General features: G+C 65.1%; 10 protein-coding genes. 5 read left to right on the top strand and 5 right to left on the bottom strand.

What is annotated here, in order from left to right; translation table 11 throughout:
• Positions 1 to 32 precede the first annotated feature (32 nt).
• From D9V34_RS14360 to D9V34_RS14350, 3 genes are all read right to left on the bottom strand, one after another.
• Positions 33 to 401 (bottom strand): hypothetical protein, encoded by a 369-nt coding sequence (locus D9V34_RS14360; RefSeq protein WP_121689184.1) that lies wholly within the window; start codon positions 399 to 401, stop codon positions 33 to 35.
• A gap of 180 nt (positions 402 to 581) precedes the next feature.
• Positions 582 to 1,367, bottom strand: coding sequence for an alpha/beta fold hydrolase (locus D9V34_RS14355; RefSeq protein WP_121689183.1), 786 nt, complete (start codon positions 1,365 to 1,367; stop codon positions 582 to 584).
• Positions 1,368 to 1,461: 94 nt separating this feature from the next.
• Positions 1,462 to 5,205: a multifunctional oxoglutarate decarboxylase/oxoglutarate dehydrogenase thiamine pyrophosphate-binding subunit/dihydrolipoyllysine-residue succinyltransferase subunit gene (locus D9V34_RS14350; protein ID WP_121689182.1), complete on the bottom strand. Its 3,744-nt coding sequence runs from the start codon at positions 5,203 to 5,205 to the stop codon at positions 1,462 to 1,464.
• Between the two features lie 283 nt (positions 5,206 to 5,488).
• Here D9V34_RS14350 and D9V34_RS14345 point away from each other — a divergent pair, with 283 nt between their 5' ends.
• Positions 5,489 to 6,937, top strand: coding sequence for a hemolysin family protein (locus tag D9V34_RS14345; protein ID WP_121689181.1), 1,449 nt, complete (start codon positions 5,489 to 5,491; stop codon positions 6,935 to 6,937).
• Entirely contained in the window at positions 6,934 to 7,998 is a 1,065-nt protein-coding gene (locus D9V34_RS14340) for a hemolysin family protein (protein ID WP_121689180.1), read from the top strand. The genes D9V34_RS14345 and D9V34_RS14340 overlap by 4 nt, the downstream gene beginning before the upstream one ends.
• A gap of 60 nt (positions 7,999 to 8,058) precedes the next feature.
• Here D9V34_RS14340 and D9V34_RS14335 read toward each other — a convergent pair whose 3' ends face one another.
• Together D9V34_RS14335 and D9V34_RS14330 are read right to left on the bottom strand one after the other, a co-directional pair.
• On the bottom strand, positions 8,059 to 9,141 hold the full coding sequence (locus D9V34_RS14335; RefSeq protein WP_121689179.1) for an NADH:flavin oxidoreductase/NADH oxidase: 1,083 nt from the start codon (positions 9,139 to 9,141) through the stop codon (positions 8,059 to 8,061).
• A 23-nt stretch (positions 9,142 to 9,164) separates the two neighbouring features.
• On the bottom strand, positions 9,165 to 9,779 hold the full coding sequence (locus D9V34_RS14330) for an HAD family hydrolase (RefSeq protein WP_121689178.1): 615 nt from the start codon (positions 9,777 to 9,779) through the stop codon (positions 9,165 to 9,167).
• A gap of 83 nt (positions 9,780 to 9,862) precedes the next feature.
• Between D9V34_RS14330 and D9V34_RS14325 the strand changes: the two genes are divergently transcribed.
• The 3 genes from D9V34_RS14325 to D9V34_RS14315 are packed head-to-tail and all read left to right on the top strand — an operon-like array spanning position 9,863 to position 11,645.
• Positions 9,863 to 11,116: a glycosyltransferase family 87 protein gene (locus tag D9V34_RS14325; RefSeq protein ID WP_121689177.1), complete on the top strand. Its 1,254-nt coding sequence runs from the start codon at positions 9,863 to 9,865 to the stop codon at positions 11,114 to 11,116.
• A 1-nt stretch (position 11,117) separates the two neighbouring features.
• Positions 11,118 to 11,306 carry a thiamine-binding protein gene (locus D9V34_RS14320; protein WP_121689176.1) on the top strand — a complete coding sequence of 63 codons (189 nt, stop codon included), beginning with the start codon at positions 11,118 to 11,120 and terminating at the stop codon, positions 11,304 to 11,306.
• Positions 11,307 to 11,318: 12 nt separating this feature from the next.
• Positions 11,319 to 11,645 carry a thiamine-binding protein gene (locus tag D9V34_RS14315; protein WP_121689175.1) on the top strand — a complete coding sequence of 109 codons (327 nt, stop codon included), beginning with the start codon at positions 11,319 to 11,321 and terminating at the stop codon, positions 11,643 to 11,645.
• The last annotated feature ends 161 nt before the right edge of the window (positions 11,646 to 11,806 follow it).

Genomic DNA, 11,806 nt, shown 5'->3' with positions numbered 1-11,806 from the left:
GCGGGGTCCGGCGCGTTGCTGTTATGCGGCGGTTAGGGAACGACGGGAGGCTTCGGTTCGACCGAGTTACGGTCCACCCGGTCGGCCTGATCCCGTTCGCGGTCTCGGCGTTCGATGAGCGCCTGATCCCGTTTTCTGATGCGCGGGTACAGTGCGAGGAACCCCCAGGCGAGCACCAGGCCGATCGGAACGCCCGGGACGCTGTTGCCGGTCAGCCACAAAGACGCAAGCGAGCTCGAGAGCATGATGAGCGCAAACACCACGGTCGGCAGGATGGGACTGCGGGAACCGAGGAAACCGCCGAGCCCGGTGAGAAAACCAGCGGTAATCGACCCCGGCGGACGCGGAGGGGCGGGGATCTCGGGCGGCGCATCGATCGAGCGCCAGCTCGTTTCCCTCATCGCCGAGGACCCAGACCTGGGTGCAGAGAAGGGAGCTGAATGGTCATGAGAGAATCCCCCGATTCCTAGTAAGTGACCGTTGAGGGCACGCTACGCCGCCCATCGCGCCCCGACAAGCACCGCCTTGGAAGTTCAGCAATCGCACAGGTGGGCAGCCGTGGCGTTGTCCTCAATGTCTCACTAGCGCTCGGCGCGCACCCGGGCCGCCCAGTCGTCGAGCAGAGCCGCGGTGAGCTCTGGCCGGTCGAGGTGGACGTTGTGGCCCGCGGCGTCCAGGGCGACAAAGGTCGCGCGGGGATAGTGGTCGAGGGTTGCCCAGGTGTCCCGATAGCCCACCACGTTGTCCTGCCGGGCGGTGAGGAACAGCGCCGGCCGCGTCCAGGGCTCGGGGGAGGCCGCCTCGGGCTCGATCGGCAGTGTATAGCGGGCGGCGATCCGGCCCAGGCCGATCGGATCGACCGAGGCGAGGCCCGGCTGCACGTGGTCGAGGAAGGCGCGCACGTTTTCGGGGCTCTGCACCACCGCCAGCTCGGCGTAGGCGGAGGCCGCATCCCCGGCGAGGGCGAGAGCCTCGGGGTCGTGGCGCAGCACGGTCGGCTCGGGCACATCGCGCACCTCATGCCGGGAGACCACCACGCCCACCACCGTGGCCAGGCCGATCACCCGATCGCGGAGGCGGTGCGCGATCGCGCGGGCGATCATCCCGCCAAACGAGTACCCCAGCAGCGCAAACGGCTCCGAACCGATCCGTGCGGTGATCTCGGCGGCCACGGCGTCCACCATGTCCGCGGTGCTGCGCACCTCGCCCACCGGGGTGCCGGCGGTGCCGGGTAGATCCAGGTAGAGGCGACGCCAGCCGCCTGCCCGCTCAAATACCGGGTCCAGCGGCAGCAGACTGCGGTGATCCACCCCGAATCCGTGCAGCAGAATCAGCGGTGTGCCCGCGCCACGTTCAATCGCATGCATGCGCCCAGCCTAGCCGCGGGCGCCGACGCGCCCCGACACAGGGCGCAACACAAACGGCCCGCCGGAAACCGACGGGCCGTTCGTGTGCGCGAGCCTACTGCTCGAGTGCGCGGGTGATGATCGCCGTCTGCTCGGCGGCGTGACGCTTGGCCGACCCGGTAGCGGGGGAGGCCGAGGCGCGACGCGAGATCACGCGAACGCGACGCTCGGGCAGCAGCTTGCGGGTCTCCAGGGCGATGAACGGCCAAGCACCCTGGTTCTCCGGCTCATCCTGCACCCACACCAGCTCGGCGTTGGGGTAGCGCTCGGCGACCGCAGTCAGCTCGTGGCCGGGCAGCGGGTAGTACTGCTCCAGACGCACCAGGGCGATCTTCTCGTCCGGGTTCTTGGCCAGCTCGGCGGCCAGGTCCCAGTGGATCTTGCCGGCGTGCAGCAGGACCCGGGTCACGGCGGCGGGATCGGTGATCCTGGCGTCGTCGATAACCGGCTCGAACTTGCCCGAGGTGAAATCGCTGATCTCGCTGGTCGCACCGCGCAGACGCAGCATGGCCTTCGGCGTGAAGACCACCAGCGGACGACGCGGACGTGCGTAGGCCTGACGGCGCAGCAGGTGGAAATAGCTGGCCGGGGTCGACGGACGCGCAACGGTCATGTTGTTCTCGGCGGCGAGCTGCAGGAAGCGCTCGATCCGGGCGGACGAGTGGTCCGGTCCCTGACCCTCGAATCCGTGCGGCAGCAGCAGCACAACGCTGGAACGCTGGCCCCACTTCTGCTCGGCCGAGGAGATGAACTCGTCGATGATGGTCTGCGCACCGTTGGCGAAATCACCAAACTGTGCCTCCCACAGCACCAGGGCATCGGGACGCTCAACCGAGTAGCCATACTCGAAGCCCATCACCGCGTACTCGCTGAGCAGCGAGTCGTAGATCCAGAATCGAGCCTGCGACTCGGAGAGGTTCGCCAGCGGCAGCCACTCCTGGCCGCTCACCCGGTCGTGCAGGACCGCGTGACGCTGCACGAAGGTGCCGCGGCGGCTGTCCTGACCGCTCATGCGCACCGGGGTGCCCTCCATGAGCAGTGAACCCAGGGCGAGCAGCTCGCCAAAGCCCCAGTCCACGCTGCCGTTGCGGCTCATATCCAGGCGCTTCTGCAGCAGCTGCTGCAGCTTGGGGTGCACGGTGAAGCCCTCGGGCTTGTTGTTGAACGCGTCGCCGATCTGGTGAACCAGCGCCTCGCTGACACCGGTCGAGGCGGGCTCGCCGGTGTAACCGTCGTCCTCACCCTCACCCTCGGTGGGCAGCACCAGCACGTTGGAGGAGGTCTGCGCTGCATGGGTCTCCATGAACGCGCGTTCCAGGCGGTCCTGGAAGTCGCGGTGGGCGGCCTCGTACTCCTCCTGGGTGATGTCGCCTCGGCCAACCAGGCCCTCGGTGTAGAGCTTACGAACGCTGCGCTTGGCCTCGATCAGGTTGTACATCAACGGCTGGGTCATCGAGGGGTCATCGCCCTCGTTGTGACCGCGACGACGGTAGCAGATCAGGTCGATCACGACGTCCTTGTGGAACTTCTGACGGAACTCGAATGCGAGCTCGGCCACCCGGACCACGGCCTCGGGATCATCCCCGTTGACGTGCCAGATCGGTGCCTGGATGGTCTTGGCCACATCGCTCGAGTAGGTCGAGGTACGACCCTCGCCCGGCGTCGTGGTGAAGCCCACCTGGTTGTTGACGATCACGTGGATGGTTCCACCGGTGCGGTAGCCGCGCAGCTGGGACATCTGCATGGTCTCCAGGACCACACCCTGTCCGGCCATCGCTGCGTCACCGTGCACCAGGATCGGCAGCGTGGTGAACGTGCCGATGGGCTGACGGTCCTGCTTGGCGCGCACGATGCCCTCCAGGACACCGTTGACGGCCTCGAGGTGCGAGGGGTTGGCGGCCAGATAAACCGGCAGCTGCTCCCCGCCGGCACCGTGGAAGGTGCCCTCGGTGCCCAGGTGGTACTTGACGTCTCCGGAACCGGAGATGTTCTCGTTGGTGCGTCCCTCAAACTCGCGGAAAATCTGACCGTAGGTCTTGCCGGCGATGTTGGTGAGGACGTTCAGGCGTCCACGGTGGGCCATACCGATGGCCGCGCCGTCGAGGTTTGCCTCGGCCGCACCCTGCAGGATGGCATCGAGCAGCGGAATAACCGACTCGCCGCCCTCGAGGCTGAAGCGCTTCTGACCCACGTACTTGGTCTGCAGGAAGGTCTCGAAGGCTTCGGCCTCGTTGAGCTTGCCGAGGATGCGCAGCTGCTCATCGCGCGTCGGCTTGGCATAGGGACGCTCGACCTTGTCCTGCATCCACTGACGCTGGGCCGGATCCTGGATGTGCATGTACTCCAGACCGATGGTGCGGCAGTAGGAGTCGCGCAGGATGCCCAGGATGTCGCGCAGCTTGGCTGTCTGAGTGCCGCCGAGGCCACCGGTGACAAACTCGCGGTCCAGGTCCCAGAAGGTGAGGCCGTGGCTGGAGATGTCGAGGTCGGGGTGGCGACGCTGGACGTATTCCAGCGGGTCCACATCGGCCATCAGGTGTCCACGCACGCGGAAGGCGTTGACGAGTTCCTGGACCCGGGAGGTCTTGTTCAGGAATCCGCTGACATCCACCGAGATGTCCGGTGCCCAGTGAATGGGGTCATAGGGGATGCGCAGGGCGGCGAAGATGTCCTCGTAGAAGTTACGCTGACCGAGCAGCAGCTCGTGCACACGCTTGAGGAACTCACCCGAACCCGCACCCTGAATGACGCGGTGGTCATAGGTGGAGGTCAGGGTGATGGTCTTGCCGATGCCCAGGTCCACCAGCGTCTTGGGGCTGGAGCCCTGGAACTCTGCCGGGTAGTCCAGTGCACCGGCACCGATGATGCAGCCCTGGCCGGACATCAGACGCGGGACCGAGTGCACGGTGCCGATGCCGCCGGGGTTGGTCAGCGAGATCGTGGTGCCGGCATAGTCGGCCATCGTGAGCTTGTTGTTGCGTCCGCGCTTGATGAGGTCTTCATACGCGGAGAGATACTCGCTGAAGCTCATTGTGTCGGCGGCCTTGATCGAGGGAACCACGAGCGAGCGGGTTCCATCGGGCTTGGGCACGTCGATTGCGATACCCAGGTTGATGTGTGCCGGAGCCACAACGCTCGGCTTGCCATCAACCTCGGCGTAGTAGACGTTCTGGCTCGGGGTCTCCTTGATCGCCTGAATCAGCGCCCAGCCGATCAGGTGGGTGAAGGACACCTTGCCACCACGGGCACGGGCCAGATGGTTGTTGATGACGATGCGGTTGTCGATCATCAGCTTGGCGGGGATGGTGCGCACGCTGGTGGCGGTGGGAACCGCAACCGACGCATCCATGTTCTTGGCGAGGGTCTTGGCCAGACCCTTGAGCGGCGTGACCACGTCCTCTGCGGGCTCCACCGCGGGGCTGGTGGCGTCGGCGTCGGGCTTCTTTGCCGGACGCGGGGCCTGCGCGGGGATCGGGTTTGCATTGGGCTGATGCGCGGTGGTGCGTGCCACCGGCTGCGCGCCGGTGGTGGGGGCCGGGGGTGCCGGCTGCGCACCGGTCGGCTGCGCCGGAGCCGATGTTGCGGGGGCTGATGTCGCAGGGACACCACCGCCGACCGCTCCGGTCTGCCCGGCTTGTTGGCTCGTGTGGAAGGCCTCTAGCGTGGGCCACCACGACTCATCCACCGAGTTCTTATCCGCTAAAAATTTCTCGTAAAGCTCTTCGACCAACCACTCGTTGGCACCGAACTCTCCGGACGAACCGTCCCCGGCTCCGACTCCGGTCAACTGGCTTGACACCGCCAGACCACCACTCTCTCCGTGACATTTGCGAACTCAGCGACGTAGGTTGCGACGCTGCATATCTACTGCACAAGCCTAGACCTTTTTTTATGTTCCAGGAATGTTCGGGCCCGGTGAGGTGAGAATTCCGTCATGGGTCTTGTCACGCAGACATTTTGTGGACTTTCTTGTGCGGGGTTCGGCGCGGTTTGTTATGCTATTTGGCACAATGGATGACCCTCCTCGATCTCTCATGCCCGGCCACCTTCGACATAGACACGCCCTCACGGCGGTGATCTAAATGTCGGAATGGGTGCTGCTGGGCATCGGTTTGTTGCTGACGGTAGGTACCGGATTCTTCGTTGCCTCCGAATTCGCCTTGGTGAACCTCGATCGTTCCGATCTTGAGGCCCGACGCGACCGTGGTGAGCAAAAGCTCACCCGCACCATTGGCGCGCTGCGCCATACTTCTACACACCTCTCCAGCGCGCAGCTGGGCATTACGCTCACCACGCTGCTCGCGGGTTACACCCTGGAGCCCGGTATTTCGCGGCTGCTCGCCGATCCCTTTATTAGCTGGGGTGTGAGCGAGGACGCGATCGGGCCAATCTCGAGTGTGGTGGCCATCGTGATCGCCACGCTGATCTCGATGGTGATTGGTGAACTGGTTCCCAAGAACTTCGCCCTCGCGTTGCCGCTGGCAACCGCGAAGGTTGTGGTGCCGTTCCAGACCGCCTTCACCGCAATCTTTCGACCCGCTGTACAAGTCCTGAACGGAAGCGCCAACGGCGTGTTGCGCTCGGTGGGCATTGAGCCCAAAGAGGAGCTCTCCGGAGCCAGAACCGCCGAGGAGCTCTCCAGCCTGCTGCGCCGTTCGGCGGGGGCGGGAACCCTGGAAGAGGACACCGCGACGCTGCTGGATCGCACCCTGCGCTTCTCGGCTCACGACGCCTCCGATGTGATGACCCCGCGCCTGCGCGTGGTCGCCGCATCCCGCACCGATCCTGCCCAGGCGGTCCTGGATCTCGCCCGCGAGACCGGATTCTCCCGCTTCCCGGTGATCGACACCGATATCGATGACATCGTCGGCATCGTCCACCTCAAGCACGCGGTGGGCGTTCCGCGCGAGCGTCGCGCGGACGTGCCGGTGTCGGCCCTGCAGGTTGACGTACTGCGTGTTCCCGAGACGATGCCCCTGGACTTCCTGCTGGGCGAACTGCGCGGCCGTGGCCTGCAGATGGCCGTGGTGGTGGACGAATACGGCGGAACCGCCGGCGTCGCGACCCTGGAAGACCTGGTCGAGGAAATCGTCGGTGAGGTATCCGACGAACACGACCGCACCAGCGCGGGCGTGGTGAACTCGGTGGAGGGTGTGCTCTTCCCGGGCAGCCTGCGCCCCGACGAACTGCGCGAGCGCACCGGCATTCTGGTGCCCGAAGAGGGCCCCTATGAGACCGTTGCCGGCTACCTGATGGCGATGCTGGGACGCGTCCCGGCAATCGGCGACGAGTACGCCGCCGAGCACGGCACCTTCCGGGTGGAGCGGATGGACGGACACCGGATCGACCGGATCCGCTTCCGCAGCACCGAACGTCTGGAATCCGATGCCGCCGCCACCGGCGAGGCCGAGACCGTGGCCCCCGCGGTGTCCGACGCCGAAAACAGCGCCCCGCGCACCGGCGTCACCCTGATCCCGGAGGCCATCACCCGCCCGAATGACGACCCGACGGATAGGGAGGTGCAGCGATGAGTGACTGGGCTGGAATCGCCTGGCTGTTTATTCTGCTGCTGGGTAACGCCTTCTTCGTGGGCGCCGAGTTTGCGGTGATCTCCGCACGCCGCTCGCAGATCGAGCCGCTGGCCGAAAAGGGCAAGCGCAGCGCGATCACCGCGCTCTGGGCGATGGAACACGCGACCCTGATGCTGGCCACCAGCCAGCTGGGTATCACCGTGTGTTCGCTGCTGATCCTGAACGTGTCCGAGCCGGCGATCCACCACCTGCTGGGGTATCCGCTGGCGCTGACCGGACTGCCGGACGGTGTGGTGAGCACGGTTGCGTTCATCATCACCCTGCTGCTGGTGTCCTACCTGCACGTGGTGTTTGGTGAGATGGTTCCCAAGAACCTCTCCTTCTCGGTACCCGACCGCGCGGTGCTGATCCTGGCCCCGCCGCTGGTGTTCATCGCCCGCGTGTTCAAGCCGATCATCTGGGGGCTGAACTGGTTCGCGAACCTGGTCCTGCACACAATGCGGGTGGTGCCCAAGAACGAGGCCAACTCAACCTTTACCCTGGACGAGGTTGCCACGATCGTGTCCCAGTCCACCCGTGAGGGTGTGCTGACCGATAACTCGGGCGCGCTAACTGCGGCGTTTGAGTTCACCGGCAAGAAGGTCTCCGATGTGGCGATCCCCACCGCCGAGCTGGTGACCCTGCCCGCGGGTGTGACCACCTCGCAGCTGGAGCGGGCGGTCGCCAAGAAGGGCTTCTCGCGCTACGTGATCACCGGGTCTGGTGAGGGGGAGGAACACGACCTCCTCGGCTACCTGCACCTCAAGGACGTGCTGCGCTTTGATACCGGGGGCGACGAGGACTCGCCGGATCAGCCGATCCCGCTGCGTCGGATCCGCCGGCTGATCTCGCTGCCCGAGACCCAGGACCTGGAGGACGCGCTGGCGACGATGCGTCGCTCGGGCTCGCACCTGGCCCGCGCGATCGACACCGAGGGGCAGACCACCGGTGTGCTCTTCCTCGAGGACATCATCGAGGAGCTGGTGGGTGAGGTGCACGACGCCACCCGCCGTGACAGCTAATTCCCAACACCACAGCGCCCCCGCCGAGAATTCTCGGCGGGGGCGCTGTAGTTATGACCCCTAGTGCGAGGGGTAGGCGGCCCGTCCATAGGGTCCCGGGACGTAGTCGATCTCGGCCCCCAGGATGTGCGCCGCCCGCAGCGGGAAGTGCGGATCGCGCAGCGCCTCGCGGCCGATCAGGATCGCATCGGCCTGTGCTTCGGTCAGCGTCTCAGCCACCTGCTCGGGCGTGGTGAACAGGCCCACCGCGGCGACCGGGATGCCGGTTGCCGCACGCAGGCTCGCGGCGAAGGGCACCTGGTAGCCGGGGGCAACGGGGATGTGCTGGTGGGCGACGAGTCCGCCGGTCGAGACGTCCAGCAGATCGGCACCGGCGGCCTCGGCGCGGCGACCGATGTCGGTGATGAGCTCCTCGGTGAGGCCGCCTTCGGCCCAGTCGGTCGCCGACAGACGCACAAAGATCGGCAGGTCGCCGACCCGGGTGCGCACCTCACGAATCACCAGCTCCAGCAGTTTGGCCCGGTTCTCCGGGGTGCCGCCAAACGAGTCGGTGCGGGTGTTGGACAGCGGGGAGAGGAATGAGTGCAGCAGGTAGCCGTGGGCCGCGTGAATCTCGATCACCTTGAAGCCGGCATCCACCGCGCGCCGTGCGGCGGCACCGAAGTCGCGCACGACTCCGGCGATATCCGCGGTCGTCATCTCGCGCGGGCTGTTGTAACCGTCAAAGGCGATCGCCGACGGGGCGATGGTGGCCCAGCCACCCTCGGACTCCGGTACGCTGCCGGTCTGATCGGTGCCCCAGGGACGATAGACCGAGGCCTTGCGCCCGGCGTGAGCCAGCTGGATCCCCGGCAGTGCCCCCTGCGAGGTGATAAACGCGGTGATCGGTGCCCAGGCGGCGGCCTGCTGATCGTTCCAGATGCCGGTGTCCTGCGGGGAGATGCGCCCCTCGGGCGAGACCGCGGTGGCCTCGGTCAGGACGATGCCGGCCCCGCCGATCGCAAGCTGTCCCAGATGGACGGCATGCCAGGCGGTGGGAACACCGTCCTGACGTTCCACCGCATACTGACACATCGGGGCAATCCAAATGCGATTGCGTGCGGTGATCGAGCGCAGGGTCAGCGGGCTAAAGGGTGATGACATGAAAACCTTTTGACTGGCCGGAGCTAGGCGAGTTCGGTCAGGAACGCGCGCAGGCTGCCGGGGGAGGTGTACACGTGGCCGGTGATGCCGAGCTCGCGTGCGGCGGAGATGTTCTCCTCCTTGTTATCGATAAACACCATCCGGTCGGCGTCGATTCCCAGCAGGTTCAGTGTGTGAACGTAGATGTCGTGATTGGGCTTGATCATGTCGATCTCGCCGCTGACAACAAACTCATCGAAGTAGCCCGAGAGCGGGCCGTGACGGAAGTAGCCACCAAAATCGGCCCCGGCATTGGAAAGCAGGGCGAGGCGGGTGCCACCCTCGGAGAGTTCACGGATGATCGCAAACACCTCGGGGTCAATCGAGAGCCAGCTGCGGAAGTCGCTGATCCAGATCTCCTGGATCCGGGCCTCATCCCAGTGGGTACCCAGCTCCTCGGCGATGAGTCGCCAATACTCAAGGACGCTGATCGTGCCCTGATCCAGCGGAGCGCGGTGCTTCCAATACGGCGGCAGCAGGGTCTCTGCGTCCAGGCCGGTCAGCTCGACGGTGCGGGCAAAATCCTCGGCGTTCTGCGGAAGTGAGATGACATCCCCGTAGTCAAAGACGACGGTGCGGGGGTTCAGGTTGAGGCTCATAGGTGTCCCTTCTTTGGGGCCCAGCGTATCCGTTTGCCTGCCAAACTCATGGAATCGTTACGCGCGCCACCTAGGATGAGGATGTGAATTCCCGACTTACCCCGTACTGGGTCATCTTTGTCCTTGTCCACCTCTGGGCATTCTGGCTCGCGCTGACCTCCTCGGGGTACCCGCTGGGAGACGTCACGATCGTCTACCTGCCGTGGTCCGAGCAGGCCATGAACGGTGGGTCGATCGTGGGCATCAACCAGCCCTGGGTCTATCCGATCCTGGCGCTGCTGCCGATGATCCCGCCGCTGGCCTTCGGCCACGAACTCTATGCGGTGGGCTGGTTGGTGATGTGTTCGGTACTCAACGCGATCGCCTACGCGGTACTGCTGGGTAACGGACGTTCACTCGGTCGTAAGCGGGCTGCCGTCTGGTGGATGGCGTTTATCGTGGTGCTGGGGCCGATCGTGATGGGCCGGATCGACGCGGTGACCGTGCCGATGGCGATCGTGGCGCTGCTGATCATTTCGCGGCATCCGATGGTCGCCTCGGTCATCCTGAGCATCGCAACCTGGATGAAGATCTGGCCGGCCGCGGCCATCGGAGCGGCGATTCTGGTGCTGCGCCAGCGGGTCAAGATTCTGGTGGGCGGGATCTACACGACCCTGGTGGTGCTGGTAGCCGCGCTGTTCATCGGTGGATTCCCCAATGTGCTGTCCTTCATTACCCAGCAGACCGGTCGTGGCATTCAGATCGAGGCCCCGGTTGCGGTGCCCTACCTGTGGATCGCCTCGCTCGGGGGCAACGCCGAGCTGTACTATGACCGCGATATCCTCACCTATCAGGTGCGCGGTGAGGGTGTGGAAACGCTCTCGGCCGTGATGACTCCGGTGCTCGTGCTGGTGGTCGCACTGATCGCGGTTCTCGCCTGGCGTGCCCAGCGCACCCGCACCGGTGCGCTGCGCATTCTGCCGGTGCTGGTCCTGGCCCTGGTGACCGCGATGATCGCCGTGAACAAGGTGGGATCGCCGCAGTTTATGGTGTGGCTGATCGCCCCGATCGTGTTCGGCCTGGTGGTTTCGGCCGAACGCTTCCGCTTCCCCGCGGTGCTGGCCCTGGTGCTGGGCCTGCTGACCCAGCTGTTCTATCCGTACCTCTACGGGTCGCTGCTGCGGGCCGAGCTGTGGGCGGTCATCACGATCACCCTGCGTAACATCGGTACGCTGGTGCTACTGGTCTGGTGCGTGCGCGAGCTGTGGCGCCTGGGTGCCCCGCACGTGCTGCCCAGCGCCGAGACCCGTGCCGCTGCCGCTCAGGCCGCGGCCACCCCCATTACCAAGGAGAGCTAACATGCTGGTTGCATTTTCGGTTTCACCCAGTGGCAGCGACAACGCCGACGCCTCGGTGCACGACGCGGTAGCCGCCGCCGTCAAGATCGTCCGTGACTCGGGCCTGCCCAACCACACCGACTCGATGTTTACCACCATCGAGGGCGTCGATCAAAGGTTTGGTCACCCTGTCCACTCATCGTTGTTCTAGAAAGGTTCGATCATGCTGCTTGCATTCTCGGTTGCTCCATCCGGCACAGGTCATGAGGACGGCTCCGTCCACGACGCTGTCGCTGCCGCTGTCAAAGTCGTCCGTAACTCGGGCTTGCCCAATAGGACCACCAGTATGTTCACTGAGATTGAAGGTTCCTGGGACGAGGTCTTCGACGTGGTCAAGCGTGCTACTGACGCAGTTGCACCGTTCGGATCACGCATTTCGCTCGTTATCAAGGCCGACATCCGAGCCGGATACGAGGGCGAGATCGATGCGAAGGTTGAGCGCCTGGAGCAGGCAATCGAAGGCGTATCTGGAGCGGCGATCAAGTACTAATAGTCTGGGCTGTAGTTCGCGCGTTGCGGCACCTCATGGGTGATTCTTTTAATCTAGGTTAAGCCACGGCACGACACTTGTTTCTTCCTTTCCGTCTTCCTAGGTATGCGCGAGAGAAAAATTGCATCCACTTGATGTGCGTGCCAGGCTCGCGCTTCGTC

The sequence above is a fragment of the Mycetocola lacteus genome (genome assembly GCF_003667575.1).
Classification (GTDB): domain Bacteria; phylum Actinomycetota; class Actinomycetes; order Actinomycetales; family Microbacteriaceae; genus Mycetocola; species Mycetocola lacteus.
The sequence above is the reverse complement of the archived record's forward strand: the minus strand, read 5'-3'. Positions and strand labels throughout refer to the sequence as shown.